Origin of the sequence: Vibrio sp. MM46, assembly GCF_027587135.1 — a bacterium.
GTDB lineage: Bacteria > Pseudomonadota > Gammaproteobacteria > Enterobacterales > Vibrionaceae > Vibrio > Vibrio harveyi.
The window spans coordinates 89,858-105,885 of sequence record NZ_JAPPTO010000020.1 but is presented as its reverse complement, the minus strand read 5'-3'; the positions used below and the strand labels follow the sequence as shown (position 1 = coordinate 105,885).

Genomic DNA, 16,028 nt, shown 5'->3' with positions numbered 1-16,028 from the left:
TCGAAACTTTTATTCTTCAAGTTTCATTTTTGAGACAGTAAATATTAATTTTATAAATTACTGAATAGCGACAACTATTGATTCGATATAAAAGTGATAAACCAAAAGACACACTCACCCTTCCTTGAATTGGTCATACCTATCGCTAATACTTCTTCTTAATTTGATTCGCAATTTGAGTAATCAACATTTTTGATTGGGACAACTCAATGATGAAGCCAATGCATTTTATGCTCTCAGCTTTGGGCGCTCTGAGCTTACTTTCTGCGCCTATGACATGGGCAGCGACAGCGATCATTCTACCAGGGTTACATGAACAAGGCGTTGATATGCAAGATACCCCAATCTCAGCCGCTGCTGCTATTGAATGGGAGCTAGAGAATGCCGATGTTGTTTTTGGAACGTATCCAAACAAAGCCGATAACGAGCGCGTCAAAGCCATTGGCTACATGTACAGCCAAAAACTTGAACTCAATACAGGTTGGGTAGAAAACGATATTCGCAACGAGGCAGAGCTGAATGGGATTGATTACGAGGATTACTTTCTCCATTTTGCCGAAGACACCATCATCGCCGAGGTTGACAAAACTCATGGCGAAAATACCCTGCTTAATCGAAAACCGATGATCGTTGGCTATACCGCTAGCGCCGACCACGCCGGTTTTTGGCTATATCAATCACCGCCATGGAACGCTGACGTATTCGGTCAAGCTCATAATGGCGGGGCGCTCTATGTTTATCACTCAGAGAAGTTCGACCGCTTAGCTTTTAAGTTCACCCAATTTGCTCAAGGTGGCAGCTTCACCATTGAATACCCTTCTTCTGTCGATTCGTTCGGTCAGGTAACGGAATGGACAAGCTTCGATATTAAGAGAGACAAAACCGAGAGCATGACCAAAAACCAGACTGTAAACTGGTCTGTTCCATCAGATTGGGTTCGTGCCACAACGCACGATGGCAGTGGACAAACCTATGGCGGCGGTCAGTACTTTGGTTCGACCTTCTTGCGAGATGGTGGTCGCTTGTATGTTGCGAGAGTGACTTGGCATGGTGACAATATTGAGAATCGCCCTCACCTAAAAGAAGTGAAGCTCAAGAACAGTTTTCCAACCGTTAAGTTGACGAATGAACCAACAGCAACACCTGACGGAAAAACGATTCAACGTTGGCGCAAAATTCGTGGCTTTGATAAATCTGCGGATCTTAACCAAGACAATTATCTCTCTTGGAATGAATATAAAAGCCGCTCAAACAAAAATGCGACCGCTCGTTTCCGTTGGGAGTCTCGAGTCATTCCATTTGGGCGAATGTGGAACCAAACCTCCTCGTGGGCATTAACCAATCTCGGCAATCCCAACTTTGCCAACGCAGTTCACCACTATTACCAAGCAGAATGGACGAAACAAGGCTTAAACGGTGCATACAATGACGATACAAACAAACTGCTTGGTGCAAATCAGTTCTACATCTATTCCGGTGGTATGGTAGATGAACTTGGTTTGGTTGCAGGAAGCCAAGCCGCTGATGATGCGTACAAAGCTCAGTTTTCGGCATTCTTAAACAAACTGGCAACGCTGGACCCGGATGCGCTAATTGGTCTCAACATAGGCACGGCAAACTTATATGGTCGCAATGGACAGAGTCATTTAGTTAAAGCAGGTTCCCTGTACTTACGGGAGCACTATCTATTCCCTTCTACTGGCTTTAGTGGCTATGCAGGTTTGGCTAAATTCTGGGATAACGCCGCTCTCGCCAAAGTAGGTCAGAAAGTGATTTACCAAGCAACAACACGTTATGGTCGAGTTCAGTACTTCGGTAACACTGAAGACAATTGGAAGCAGGATCAATACTCTGCACTAGCAGCGTTCTACTTAAATCACCACTCGGGATACAGCTATTTTAATCAATGGAACAGCGGTTATCTGTACGGCAGCAACAACACCACTGTCGACAACTTCTGGAAAGCCGGAGTACCCAAAAACATCGCTTATCAACCAAGTGCATTACTTGACGTTGATCTGGGCGAACCAGTAAATCAAATCCCAGAAGGCTTTACAGCAATACCTTTGATGATGTCCACCAGCACTCCTTCAGCCGCTGATTACACCGTAGTTGGTGACTCTTCCATGAATGAAGTGGTGCACGCAGATCTGCCCGATGGTCTTGCTCACGTCCTACCGACATATACCTATTTTGCCTTTCGCTCAGAGGAGTCCGTAGTTTCTGATGGTCCCATTGAGATGGTGTTAGCAAGAGAATTTAGCAAAGGGCGCGTGTTATATCGCACAGATTTTTTTGGCAAAAGCGCGGACTATTTTACTGCGCCCAAAATCACCATCACGCTAGACAAACCAATGCGACCTGTCGACAAGGATGGCAATGTTGGAGACTATGTTTCCGACATTCATATTGGTGGATACGAAGGACTGTTCTTACTGTATTGATCCGCGACTTAAGCCCCCTTTCCCGCAACCTTGCTCAACATCCTTCATGTAATTATCGCACTTGATTATCAAATCATTTTTGACAGTGACTCAAAGCGTTCGCTATTTATCCCTTCCTATCTTGAGCCTACTATCACTTCGAAAACACAGTGCACGACTCAACTTCGCACGAATAAAAATAAGGAATTCAGTATGACTCAAACTAACACGTCAAAAGCTATAAAACTCGGTGTCACTAACCTCTCATTTCATCGTGTCACTGCTTCTCTTGTCAGCCATATACTCAATGATATGGGTTTTAAGGTCGAGCGTATTTATTCACCCCATGAAGAGAACTTCTCAAAGCTCAAATCTGGTGAAATCGACATGCTTTCTTCGGCTTGGTTACCATCAAGTCACGGCATTTACAAAGCATCGGTAGAAGAAGTACAACCCCTACTGGAGCTCGGCTTACACTACGAACCTTACGCACTTTGGGGTGTGCCAGATTACGTTCCAGAAGCACTCGTATCAGAAGTGAGCGACCTGACTAAACCTGAAGTTGTAGCGAAAATGAAATCCGATATTCAAGGCATCAACCCTGGCGCAGGCATTACGCGCTTTTCGATCAAGATGATGGACGAATACGCACTAACCCAAGCAGGCTACCATTTCCACACAGGGACGGAAGAAGATTGCTTTACCGCATTTGAGAAGGCGGTAGAGAACAAACAATGGGTTATCGTGCCGCTTTGGAAGCCTCAATTTCTTCACTATAAGTACGCAATTCGAGAAATCGCAGAACCAAAAGGTTTGCTGGGTATTGTCGATAAAGCGGTATTGCTATTGCGCCAAGAAAAATCAGATAAATTTACTCAAGATGAGTTGAATAGATTGGACACGCTCCGTTTCTCAAACGATATCATTGCGGAATTGGATTACAAAATCTGTCGTGAAGGACGAGATTTAGACACGGTGACACGTGAGTGGTTGGATAACCAAGCGCAATAGACTTAATTACAATCTCAGTGCCTTGCCGTGCTTAACGCGTATGGCAAGGCTCGGTGCGCTAGTACATGGTATTCCCGTTTGCTGTCTCTTTCGGTATTTCCTGCAACGCATCCCAATGCTCGACAATCTTACCGTTTAGATCAAAGCGGAAGAAATCCATCGTCACGTATTCCACATCATCAGGCCACGTCTGATGAGTATGCAGTGCCACCAAATTCCCCTCTGCAACTGCGCGAACAAACGTAATATCTTTGTTGGGATACTCTTCCTGCATTCTTTCGAAATATGCGATAAATGGCTCGGTACCGTTACCCACTAACGGATTGTGCTGAATGTATTCATCCCCCACGTACAGCTCGACCGCTTTTCTCGGTTCTCCTCGATACGCCATCTCATAGAAAGCTATGGCATTGCGCTTATTCTCTTCTATATCGATTTGCATGGTGCTCATTTGATTCTCCTTCGTCATGCAAACAACCTGTCATTAGCGTAGTTGAGAATCATAATCCTGCTTTATTCTTAAACGAAAAGAGGCAGCATTCAGCTACCTCTCTGTCTATTCCCAATGATGCCGTTTTGGTTGCGCTACACTAACTCGCCCGCGCCTTGTACCGAGCGTTCACTGTTCTCAACAAGGAAGACTGTGGCAGTTTGTTTAAGAGCTTCCCATTCTGCGTCTTCAACAAAGATACCCTCTTCCCACGACGTTTTCTGTGCACGATTCAGTTCATCTCCATCAATATGAATTGCGTAACCTTGTGAACTTGCTTCGATATCAAAATCCGTTACGGCAAGCTCTATCGTCATACTGTGATAATCGGTACTGTTGTCTTCAATCTGATCAGAAAAGAATACCTCTGGTGCAATCCGCCCACGGTTTAACACATACAAGGTTCGCTTTGGGCTAGTGCCATTAACCCACTGAGCACGGCACGCAATGCCTTTGGCAGATAGCCTAACTAGCTCACTAAACGCTAACCAACGATTGTGGCATTGTTTGAGTGTGATGGTGACGCTCTTGCTGTTGACCATTTTCTCAAGCGCAAAATCCAACACCGCCGGTAAATGACAGGCGATACTGCCATTGTGTAACTCGACTTCGATATGAGAGTCGGTGTTACTCGCAATAGTGACCGCGCAATCTGAATCTAAGTTGAGAAACAGGCTGGCGTTGTTGAAGTGACGCACGCCGTGCAAACCCACCATTTGCAGATCCGCAACCATATTGGCAATCACATCGGCTTCACCGCAATGACGGCGCATACCAAGAAAAGCTTTGTTTACTGCTGCTACCAGCTCGTTATGCGAGACGATCATAATGCAAAACCTCCACTGATTTTTTGATTGTCGCTTTGCGCGATTTCTTCATGCTCTGGCATGGTTGGGAAAATCCACGTATCGCTGAAACGCGGGTCCTGAATCTCATCAAGCAATGGTGCGCCTTGGAAAAAGGTCACGCGCACCCATCGGTCTGAACGCGGATCAAACTTAGTCGCACCAAAGATTGCTAACTTACAGCGTAGTAGATGCATCGGCAGTGCGTCTTCACGTAGTACATTCATCTGGATATCGCCCATTTCTCGATTGCCGAGCGTCCATACACGACGAGTGATTGCACGATACTGCGGATGCTGCAGTAAGAACTCCGCCAACGATGTTTCTGGGTGGCACGTTTGCAGCGCATGGTAGAGGCGGTTTACTTGTCGCCCTATATCGAGTGGCAACTCACGTTCTTCACCGATTTCTTCCCCACGAATGCCTAGTCTCGGTTCTTCTTTGTCTTGTGAGCGATACCAGAACCAATAGTTGTTCTCTGGTAACGTGTAGTCGGCATCGATTGACCAACGGTATTTGCTCTCTAGTATTTGCGAAACATCTTGAACGCTTTTTCCACCAGGAATAGAGAGTGACTCATCGGTGTTCATTTGGTTTTCAAATTCATCAACCAAAGATGGGTAAAGCTCGATCAAACATGAAGTTAGGATTTCTTGGGCTTCCAAACTCATGGTTGTGGTTTGTTTGATCAAGCTTGCCCAATTTGAGTGCTCTGTCATCAAAGCATTTAAGTTAATTTGTAGCGCTTGGAGATCCGCAATCGCTTGATGATTAAGCTGATCTTGATGTTCATTGATTGTTATCACTTGCTCTAAGTGTCGCTGTGCTTTTTTAAGCAGGGCTTTTAACGGCAGCTCTAACTCGGTAGATTCACATGGCATGGCAAGCACATTGGCAATAGCACGCTCACGTGATGTCATCCATTGGTCGACAATACATGGATGGTTGATTAAATATGGCGCCATACCCAAGCCAGTTGCGTTCCCTACACCGAGATAGCGCTGCAGACCTTTGTGAAGTGCAACTGCATTATCTCCGCCTTTTTTCGCAGCAAGGTAATGAACCCAATCTAAACTGAATTCACGCAGCATATAAACGGCACACATCTGTGCACTGAACGACTGGTTGAAATCAGGGTTATTCTCCAGCAGTTTAAAATCGGCAATACCAAATTTACCGTTACCATAAACGGCGGTGGTTCTTAGGATGTAACCCACTTCTGCCAGTTCCGAAGGCTCTGGCTGCTCACCTTTAGAAAGCGCATTCACAATGTGTTCAAACACACGAACACTCTTATTCGCACGAGCAAGAACAAGCACGTTGTTTGGATTGCGCCCCGCTTCTTGCAAAGGCACATTGGCTCGAAGTTGCTCTAACAACTCAACATTAACTTCACCTTTGACCAGCGCAAAGGTTACGTCCCATTTTTCAGCAATGACTCGGTCGTTACGCTCTTTATCAGCAATTTCATCGCAAAAAACAACCAAGTGATAAATATGTTCCGGCGTCGCTAATTTGTAAATCACATGACCAAAACCGCGTGGACACAGTTGCCACTCATGTTTGCTCACTTGCCATTCCTGACTCGCCATTTTTCGGATCAAACTTCGCACAAAGCTGATTCGATTTTGGTGCATAGCCCCTAGCCTGTCTGGTGCCATCACAATTGCAGCGTTGCGAAGTGTTGTTTCAGTGTAAGTAGAACGATGTGCATCCATTTTGCTCACCACTTATTTTTTATTGTAAGAATAAGGGCTTGTGCGGGTGTGGGGAGGATTCACCCACACAAGCGCCACGTTATTGGGTTTGATCTTTTTGTTATAACCGTTGTTATAGCCCTTGCTCTTTTGCCATCTTCATAGCGATCTGCGGTGCATTCCAAAGTGACGGTAACAGAATTAATGACACTGGAACGGCTGTAATCACGATGAAGGATTGCAGGGCTGATATACCACCAGAGCCAAGTGAGATGAGAATCAACGCCGTGATACCCATAGCCACTCCCCAGAAAGTACGAATAATCGCATTTGGTTCTGTCTCACCACTGATCACAACACTGATGGTGTACGTCATTGAGTCACCGGTAGTGACGATGAAGATCGTGGTCAAAATCAAGAACAAGATTGAAACAAGTAGCGGCATTGGCAGTTGTTGAGTAACTGCGAGTAACGCGCCCGGTAAATTGAAGCCTTCAAATGCTGCACTCACACTGCCCGGGTTCGCAATTTCAAACGCTAAGCCAGAACCACCAACAATGGTGAACCAAAAACATGTAGTAAGCGGAGCAACAATGCTGATCGTCGAGATAATTTGACGAATACTGCGACCACGAGAGATACGTGCAATGAAGATTGCCATCATCGGTCCGTAGCCCAAGAACCAGCCCCAGAAGAATACTGTCCACCAGCTCAACCAACCTTCATCACCACGGTAAGTTGCCATTGGGATAAAGTTATCCAGCATGGTACCCACGCCTTGAATATAACCATTGAAGATAAAATCTGTTGGACCAAATAGAAGGATATAAACCATCAACACCAACGCGAGAATCACGTTGTATCGGCTCAGCATTTGCATGCCGCGGTTTAAGCCACTTAAAGCTGATACGGTGTACAACACAATCGCAAATAAGATGATGATCAACTGTGTGGTAAAGCCATCAGGGATATCAAACAGTGCATTTAACGCGTAGCTAACCTGTAAACCTAGGAACCCAATCGGTCCAATGGTTCCAGCCGCTACGGCGATGATGCAACATGCGTCAATCAGCGCACCCGTTTGACCTTTTAGCGCTCGCTCACCCAGCACTGGATAAAGCAAGATACGAGGTTTTAACGGCAGTCCTTTATCGTAGTGTAAATGCATGACCACGATAGACGTTAAGCTGCCAACAATAGCCCACGCGAGAAAACCCCAGTGCATAAACGACTGTGACAACGCATTAATGGCACCTTGCTGAGGATTGTCTTGCGGACCATACAAAGGTGGAGGACTCACGTAGTGCGCGATAGGCTCTGCCGCCGCCCAAAATACGCCGCCGCCAGCTAAAAGCGTACAGAAGATGATTGCCATCCAACGAAAACCATCCATTTCAGGCTTCGTTGTTCCGCCTAAAATCACCTTGCCTGTTCGCCCTGCAGCCAAGCCAAGACCAATAAGAAAAGTGAGAAGAAGCAGTATCTGCCAGTACGGACCGAAGACTTTTACTGACCACGCAAATCCCGTATTAACTAACGTTGATAGCAACTCTCCATCGTAAAGCGCGATAGCTACGAACAAGGCAATAAAGCCACCGCTATACCAAAGTGCCGGGTTACTTAACCCTAACTTATCCGGTGAATTTTCCGTTGCTGAAGTGTCGTTGTGTTTTGCTTGTTGCTTCTTTGATGACACGCTCATCGTTGAAGCTTTCATGCTATTGGTTAGATCAGACATACTCTGACTCCAGAGGTTTATTGCAGCTGCCATAACGGCTACAAAAAGTGACTTTAACACTCGCCTTGTTATTATTTTTTGAGCGAGCTATTCCATGTTTATTCGGGTTACGACCTAGCTCGCCTCCAGCCCTTCTTTAAGGAAGTTAAACCAGTTCTCACCCAGGATTTTTCCTACCTCGGATTCACTGAATCCATGACACATTAAGCCGTTGTAAATGTTCTCCATCCCTTTACTGCCACTAAACCAAGGCAAAGCGTCAGGCCACCCCGCATTACTGGCGGAGCCTTCACCATAGTCCATTGCTTTGGACCAACGACCGTTGCGCATCCACTCAAGCACTTGCTGTGGTTGGTTTAAACAAAGATCACTGCCGATGCCTAAGTGATCCACACCGAACTGATCGGCAGTTTTCGCGACCATTTGGCAGAAATCTTCTAGCGTGCATTGGCTTCCGTTGGGAAGATGGAATGGGTAAAGACTAAAGCCAATCAAGCCGCCACGTTCGGTGAGCGCTTTAATGACGTTGTTCGATTTGTTGCGCAGAGCATCATGAGCAAACGTTGGGTTCGCGTGACTAATACAAATGGGACGTGAAGAAAGGTCAATCGCTTCCAGCGTTGAGCGCTCAGCACTGTGGGACATATCGATGATCATCCCGACACGATTCATCTCTTCGATGGCTTGTTTACCAAAACGCGTGACACCAGAGTCGTTCTGCTCATAGCATCCTGTCGCCAGCAAGCTTTGGTTGTTATAGGTCAACTGCATAATCAGCAAACCTTGACGGCGCATGACTTCTATTAAGCCGATTTCATCGTCAATTGGAGAGCAATTCTGCGCACCAAAAAAGACGCCAACCTTACCCTCTGCCTTTGCTTTCTCGACGTCAGCCATCGAGTAAATAGGCATAATCAGGTCTGCATTTTGTTCGAATCTCAGGTTCCATTCGGCAAAGCGAGTTAAGGTCTCGCGTGCATTCTCATGATAAACAATCGTCGCATGCACAGCCGTAATACCGCTCGCCTTCAGCGTTTGGAAGTATTCTCGATCCCAATTGCAGTACTGCAATCCATCAATCACAATCCGTTGTTGGTACATAACCACTCCTTAAACGTTAATAAGCCTTTAAGGTTGGGCAGCGGAATGCTCGGCTGCCCTATTTCACTTAATAAGGACGTTGATAAGCGGTTTTCACCACGGTGTAGAATTCTTTTGCGTATTGACCTTGCTCGCGTGGACCAAAGCTCGACTCTTTACGACCACCAAACGGCACGTGATAATCCGTTCCTGCGGTTGGTAGGTTGACCATGACACAACCAGTTTGAGCTTGTTGTTTGAAGATGGCGCTATTACGGAGGCTTTGCGTGATGATGCCGCCCGTCAAGCCAAAGCGAGTATCGTTTGCTACAGCAATGGCTTCGTCCAAGTCAGAAACTCGAATCACGCTTGCCATTGGCGCAAACACTTCTTCTTGGTTCACTTCCCAACTGTTTTGCGTATTGAGGAAAAGAGTTGGCGACATGTAGAAACCGTCATGCTCTAAGCTCAAGCGCTCGCCTCCGAATGCTAATTCCGCACCACTTTGACGTGCTTTCTCAATCCATTCGAAGTTCGCATTCAATTGGTTTCCATCCACAACAGGTCCCATGAAAACGCCTTCTTCTAAAGCGTGACCGACTTTAAGCTCGCTCATTCGTTTGATCAGTGCTTCCACGTAGGCATCGTGAATGCCATCCATGACGACTAAGCGAGAAGACGCGGTACACTTCTGGCCTGCGCCAGAGAAAGAGCCTGCAATGGTCGCTTCAACGGCGATTTGAATGTCTGCATCATCAGCAACCACAAGTGCGTTCTTACTGCCCATCTCTAACTGACAGCGCACAAAATTCGGTGCCGTTGCTGCCGCTACTTTACGTCCGGTATCCACAGAGCCAGTAAAGCTCACACCATTTACATCTTTCGAGTTGATAAGCGAGTTACCCACTTGCGAGCCGCTGCCCAACACAAGGTTGAACGTGCCTGCTGGTAAGCCTTGACGATGGATAATCTCTGTCAGTGCAACTGCACTAGCAGGCGTTAGGTTAGCGGGCTTCCACACAACGCTGTTGCCGAAAGCAAGCGCTGGTGCGATTTTCCATGCAGCCGTTGCGGTTGGGAAATTCCAAGGAGAGATAATGGCGATAACGCCGACGGCTTCACGAGTGACCTCTACGGAAACGCCTGGACGGACAGAAGCTGCGTTATCGCCAATTTGACGCAGCACTTCCGCCGCGAAATATTGGAAGAATTGACCAGCACGGTAGATTTCACCGCGACCTTCAGCAAAAGGTTTGCCTTCTTCACGTGAAAGCAGCTTACCAAGCTCATCACAACGAGCAATTAGTTCATCACCAATCGCCTGCAAAACCGCTTGTTTGCGCTCAATCGGCGTTTTTTCCCACTCTGGCTGCGCAACTTTCGCGGCTTGAATGGCTTGTTCTACTTGACCTTCACTCGCCTGAGCAAAATCGCCTAAACTCTCACTGATGTCTGAAGGGTTAATGTTCGCAACCGTATTAATACCAGATTGCCATTCGCCTGCAATGTAGAGAGATTTCTCTGCTTGAACATTATTGATAAAAGTCATTGCTCTGTCCTTATTCTTCCTGACGTCTGGTGATCGCCACCAGCTCACTGACAAAGCCCGGTGATGAGGCTTTGATTATTATTCTTTACTCTGGTTGACTCGCTGATGCGTACACCACAAACTCCACCAGCATCTCTTCACGCGCTAGTCCTGCCACAACCATAGCGGCACGATTAGGGTAAGGCGCGTCAAAATACTCAGCGTAGACTTGGTTAACCGTTTTTAAGTACTCACGATCCGTCACATAAATCAGCACTTGCAGAACAGAATCTAAAGACTCCCCTGCACACTCCAGCGTGTGAACGAGATTATTAAAGGTTTGACGAGTTTGCGCTTCGATACCGCCTTCCACGACAGCACCAGTATCATCAATCGGGATTTGCGCGGTGTATAAAGTACCATTGTTAACAATTGCCCATTCAAGCGGCGCTTTAGAGGCAAACAATGCAGTTTTGACTGGGTATTTTTTCGTAGAAGTATTCACGTGCCTTTCAACCTTTGTAACAACCTTGTTTCAAGATAGTTAAATACTGCACATTGACAGGCGATAAATCGAACGGTAAATTTTTTACATTTGATAAGAAAAATCTATCACCTTATTAAAACTAAGGTAAATAAAGGGATTGCAGAGGTTTCGCCGTGAGTATCAAGCTTCAACAATTAAAGCATTTTGTGATGGTGGTCGAGGAAGGTGGCTTTCGAGCCGCTTCACATAGAGCAAATCGCTCTCAAGCAGCACTGTCGACATCCATAAAAGAACTAGAAAAGATACTTGGTCAGAGCCTATTTGAATCTGGAAATAAATCCAAACTCACACCTTTCGGCGAGATCTGCCTGCCTAAGATCATTCAGTTTCTCAACATCTATAACGCACTGGATAATGACTTGAAAGCCGCCGCCGCAGGGCAGCAAGGGCGGGTACGCATCGCCAGCGTTCCTTCTGTTGCTGCCAAGCTGATTCCCAGTGTGCTCGGCGCATTCTGTGAACGATACCCGAATGTAGAAGTCAGCCTAATTGATGATAACGCCGCTGGCGTCGAAGCGCGTTTGTTATCAGGCGAAGTGGATTTAGCGTTGGGTAACCCATCGCACTTGGACGAAGGCGGTATCGAGTTTACTCCGTTAATCTCTGACCCCATTGGCGTGGTGTGTTTGAAGGATAACCCTATTGCTCAGCATCCAGAAGGAATCGAGTGGCAAACGCTGTTGGAACAACCTTTTATTCGAAACGGGACTTGTACCCTACTCGATCCCACTCCTGCACGCGCGCTAAGTGAGCAAGCTTTGTATTCCGTGGAGAACATTACGTCTTTGTTCTCAGTCCTTGAGCTCGGTATTGGTGTCACCACCTTGCCAAAGTTAGCGTTCCCAACCAATGAAACTCGATTAGTTTGGATTCCGCTTATTGATCCACCTTTGAAAAGGCAGGTGGGAATCTTTACCTTAACGGACCGAACAATATCGCCTCAAGCTAAAGCTTTCCATGAGCTGTGCATTCAATACTTAAACTACCAAGGGAATGAGGAGTAACAGTATCGATAAAATCGTTACTCGCCTCTCTCCAAGACGAAAAAAAGCCCTTTCCAACCGGAAAGGGCTTTGACTTAGTTCCCAAAATTTTTGCCGTTTTACAGCAGTTCCACCGACTGTTGAGCGATAACCCACTCTTCATTGGTAGGAATAACTAGCGCTTTCGCACCAAGTAACTCAGATGTAGCAACAACACCTGCGTTACCAAATCGTGCATCTTCATTACCTTTCACATCTTCAACAAAACCTAGAAGTTTTAGGTTGTTTAGGATTTCGCGACGAATTGGCATAGAGTTTTCGCCAATACCGCCAGTGAAGATGATGCCGTCGAATGAATCAAGAGCAGCAAGGTAAGACGCGATGTATTTAGACACACGGTATGTGAATACTTGGAATGCTAGAGCAGCGCCTTCGTGACCTTCTTCCATCGCTTCCAAAATACCGCGTGCATCGCTTGTTAGACCAGAAACACCTAAGAAGCCAGAAGCTTTGTTCAATGAGTTGAACACTTTCTCTTGAGACCAACCTTTCTTCAGTAGGTACTCAATGATGCCTGGGTCAAGGTCACCACAACGTGTACCCATCATTAGACCAGACAGTGGCGTGAAGCCCATAGACGTATCTACAGATTCGCCGTTGTTGATTGCACAAACAGAAGCACCGTTACCAAGGTGAACAGAGATGAAGCTCGATTCTTCAACCGGCTTGTTAATCATCTTCGCAGCTTCGCGACTTACAAAGTAGTGGCTAGTGCCGTGGAAGCCGTAACGACGGATGCCGAAGTCTGAGTAAAGCTCTTTCGCAATTGCACCAGTGTAAGCTTTTGCAGGCATTGTTTGGTGGAAAGCAGTATCAAACACAGCAAACTGAGGTAGCTCAGGGAATGCCGCCATTGAAGCACGCATACCAATCGCATGAGCAAGGTTATGTAGAGGAGCCAAATCACTTAGCGCTTCTACGTCTGCAATAACAGACTCATCTAAACGGACTGTTTTGGTAAACTTCTCACCGCCGTGAACCACTCGGTGACCAACAGCAACAACATCTTCAATTAATTTGTACTCTTTTACTAACTCAACTAGTTTTGCTACTGCAAGTTGATGGTGATTCTCATCGCCTTGAATAGCGTACTCAAATTTCTCACCGTTGAATTTCCAGCTCATACGAGCGTCTGATAGACCAAAGCATTCGCCCAGACCACTTAGCACAGCATCGCCAGATTGAGAGTCGATTACTGCAAATTTTAGTGATGAGCTACCAGAGTTGATCACCAGTACAAACGAATTAGACATGAAATAGTTTCCTGTTGTGGAGCAGAGGTTGTAATTGCGCTTCCGCGCTGCGTACTTCTTGTTTGTGCCTTCTATTATTCAATAATTTTTTAATCTTTCAACTATCTTTTAGAGTTAGTTGTTCGTTTGCGTAAATTTTATTGATCTACCGCAAGTTTAAAATTTATTTGAACCATGAAATATATCGACTCATTCAACTAAAGTGGAACCAGACACTTAAAAACGTCAATAAATGAAGAATAAAGCAAAAATATTACGAATTTTTTTGAATGAATTGGGTATGGATGAGCAGGGACAAAAAAGCCGAGCTAACTGCTCGGCTTTCAAATTCAACTATTTTTTAATGCAATAGTGTGCAGGTATTATGCTTCTTGTGAGCGACGACCACGGCCGTGACCACGTTCACCACGGTGTGCACCACGGTGGTCACCACCACGGTTACGATCGAAACGACGTTCGCCACCTTCACGGTTACCATCGCGGTTGCCGTCACGGTTACCACGGAAGCCACCTTCGCGACGACCGCCTTCACGACGACCACCTTCGCGGTTGCCATCACGGTTGCCACGGTAACCGCCGCCATCACGACGACCGCCATCGCGACGACCACCGTCACGGCGACCACCACGAGACTCACGGAAGTCATCGAAGTCACATACTACAGCACCAACATCTTGTTGACGGATACGTAGCTTGCTTAGCTTGTTCGCAGCATCTGAAGTCATTGCTTTAGGTAGCTGAACGAATGTGTGACCTTGTGCTAGCTTGATTGCACCGATAGAGCCTTTACCTAGACCTAGTTCGTTTGCAAGAGCACCAACGATGTCTTTAACTTGAACGCCTTGCTCGCGACCAACTTGAAGCTGGTAAGTATCCCAGTCTTGGTTGTTGAAGTTGCGACCACCGTCACGACCACCTTCACGGCGCTCTTTACGACGTTGCTTGTCACGCTCAATCGCTTCAATCATTGGGTCTTCGCCAATGTAGAATAGCGGGCGTTTACCTTGCTGACGCTTAAGAAGCATTGCAGCAAGCATTGTTGGGTCGATTTCTAGAGAAGTTTGTAGCTTCTCAACAAGCTCTGCGAACTTGTCTAGAGCTTTGTGCTCTTTCTCTGCTTCCAGTTCAGCCGCTAGCTTGTTTAGACGAGCTTCTGCAACTTGGTCACGTAGAGGAAGTTGGATTTCTTCCATAGATGACTTAGTTACGCGCTCGATAGTGCGAAGCATACGGATTTGGTTAGTGCGAACTAGAAGGATCGCTTTACCTTTACGTCCAGCACGACCAGTACGACCGATGCGGTGGATGTAAGACTCAACATCGAATGGGATGTCGTAGTTAAATACGTGAGTAATACGTGGAACATCAAGACCACGTGCAACAACGTCAGTTGCAACTAGGATATCGATAACACCTTGTTTGATGTGATCAACAGTACGTTCACGTAGAGACTGAGGAATATCACCGTGTAGTGCAGCAGCTTTAAAGCCACGTGCAGATAGCCAATCAGCTAGACGCTCAGTGTCTTGACGAGTACGTACGAATACGATTGACGCGTCAGTTTCTTCAGTTTCAAGAAGACGAGACATAGCTTCATCTTTCTCTACACCCTTCACTACCCAGAACTGTTGTTGAACTTTGTCTACAGTGTGGTTTTTACCAGCAACGTCGATAGTTACAGGATCACGTAGGAAACGCTCAACAATGTTTTTAAGCATTGGAGGCATAGTTGCTGAGAAAAGAACGCGCTGTGCAGATTCCGGAGCGTGCTCCATGATTGCAGTTACGTCGTCCACGAAACCCATGTTTAGCATTTCGTCCGCTTCATCAAGTACGAAAGTGCTAACTTCGTCTAGATGCAGACGTTCACGGTTGATAAGGTCTTGTACACGACCAGGAGTACCAACTACTACGTGTGCACCGTTTTTAAGTGCACGCATTTGATCTACGATAGATGCACCACCGTAGATTTCTAAAACTTTAAGACCCTTGATGTTTTTACCAAGGTTCTTCATCTCAGCCGCAACCTGAATCGCTAGCTCACGTGTTGGAGCAAGTACGATTGCTTGTGGTTTACGTTGGTCAAGATCAAGCTTGTTTAGAAGAGGCAGAGAGAATGCTGCCGTTTTACCTGTACCCGTCTGTGCTTTACCCAGCGCGTCAGCACCTTCCAACAGGTGTGGGATTGCCGCAGCCTGAATTGGAGTTGGTGACACGAAACCCATTCCGTCTAGAGCAGAAAGGATAGAATCATTCAGAGATAAATCGCTGAATTGAATAACAGAATCTTGCATTGGGATCCTACTTAATTAAACAAAAAAACAGTCCCATATGCTCTTCCAATTCGATACTGATCCATCCAATTACTAAATC

12 protein-coding genes are annotated in these 16,028 nt (G+C 46.2%); 3 read left to right on the top strand and 9 right to left on the bottom strand.

Translation table 11 applies throughout. From position 1 onward, the window contains the following. The first annotated feature begins 209 nt into the window (after window positions 1-209). Both OH459_RS20535 and OH459_RS20530 read left to right on the top strand, forming a co-directional pair. On the top strand, window positions 210-2,444 hold the full coding sequence (locus tag OH459_RS20535; RefSeq protein WP_269988425.1) for a hypothetical protein: 2,235 nt from the start codon (window positions 210-212) through the stop codon (window positions 2,442-2,444). A 192-nt stretch (window positions 2,445-2,636) separates the two neighbouring features. Beyond that, entirely contained in the window at window positions 2,637-3,434 is a 798-nt protein-coding gene (locus tag OH459_RS20530; RefSeq protein ID WP_269988423.1) for a glycine betaine ABC transporter substrate-binding protein, read from the top strand. Between the two features lie 58 nt (window positions 3,435-3,492). Here OH459_RS20530 and OH459_RS20525 read toward each other — a convergent pair whose 3' ends face one another. From OH459_RS20525 to OH459_RS20495, 7 genes are all read right to left on the bottom strand, one after another. Next, window positions 3,493-3,885 carry a nuclear transport factor 2 family protein gene (locus tag OH459_RS20525; protein WP_017190898.1) on the bottom strand — a complete coding sequence of 131 codons (393 nt, stop codon included), beginning with the start codon at window positions 3,883-3,885 and terminating at the stop codon, window positions 3,493-3,495. A 134-nt stretch (window positions 3,886-4,019) separates the two neighbouring features. Beyond that, window positions 4,020-4,751: a DUF3726 domain-containing protein gene (locus OH459_RS20520; protein WP_269988420.1), complete on the bottom strand. Its 732-nt coding sequence runs from the start codon at window positions 4,749-4,751 to the stop codon at window positions 4,020-4,022. Further along, the gene (locus OH459_RS20515) at window positions 4,748-6,487 is read right to left on the bottom strand and encodes a hypothetical protein (protein WP_269988418.1); all 1,740 of its coding nucleotides are present in this window, start codon (window positions 6,485-6,487) and stop codon (window positions 4,748-4,750) included. Before OH459_RS20515 ends, OH459_RS20520 begins: the two co-directional genes overlap by 4 nt. A 112-nt stretch (window positions 6,488-6,599) precedes the next feature. Next, window positions 6,600-8,168, bottom strand: a complete 1,569-nt coding sequence (locus tag OH459_RS20510) for a BCCT family transporter (RefSeq protein ID WP_370445504.1) — start codon at window positions 8,166-8,168, stop codon at window positions 6,600-6,602. Window positions 8,169-8,318: 150 nt separating this feature from the next. Then, window positions 8,319-9,305: a membrane dipeptidase gene (locus OH459_RS20505; RefSeq protein WP_269988414.1), complete on the bottom strand. Its 987-nt coding sequence runs from the start codon at window positions 9,303-9,305 to the stop codon at window positions 8,319-8,321. A gap of 67 nt (window positions 9,306-9,372) precedes the next feature. Continuing rightward, window positions 9,373-10,833: an aldehyde dehydrogenase family protein gene (locus tag OH459_RS20500; RefSeq protein WP_269988412.1), complete on the bottom strand. Its 1,461-nt coding sequence runs from the start codon at window positions 10,831-10,833 to the stop codon at window positions 9,373-9,375. 85 nt (window positions 10,834-10,918) lie between these two features. Beyond that, on the bottom strand, window positions 10,919-11,317 hold the full coding sequence (locus OH459_RS20495; RefSeq protein WP_009696349.1) for a RidA family protein: 399 nt from the start codon (window positions 11,315-11,317) through the stop codon (window positions 10,919-10,921). 155 nt (window positions 11,318-11,472) lie between these two features. On the opposite strand from OH459_RS20495, the gene OH459_RS20490 reads away from it, so the two are divergent. Then, entirely contained in the window at window positions 11,473-12,363 is an 891-nt protein-coding gene (locus tag OH459_RS20490) for a LysR family transcriptional regulator (RefSeq protein WP_005450182.1), read from the top strand. Window positions 12,364-12,461: 98 nt separating this feature from the next. Here the strand turns inward: OH459_RS20490 and OH459_RS20485 are convergent, their stop codons facing one another. Together OH459_RS20485 and OH459_RS20480 are read right to left on the bottom strand one after the other, a co-directional pair. Then, window positions 12,462-13,655, bottom strand: a complete 1,194-nt coding sequence (locus OH459_RS20485) for an acetate/propionate family kinase (protein ID WP_009696351.1) — start codon at window positions 13,653-13,655, stop codon at window positions 12,462-12,464. Between the two features lie 362 nt (window positions 13,656-14,017). After that, entirely contained in the window at window positions 14,018-15,949 is a 1,932-nt protein-coding gene (locus OH459_RS20480; protein WP_009696353.1) for a DEAD/DEAH box helicase, read from the bottom strand. Between the last annotated feature and the right edge of the window lie 79 nt (window positions 15,950-16,028).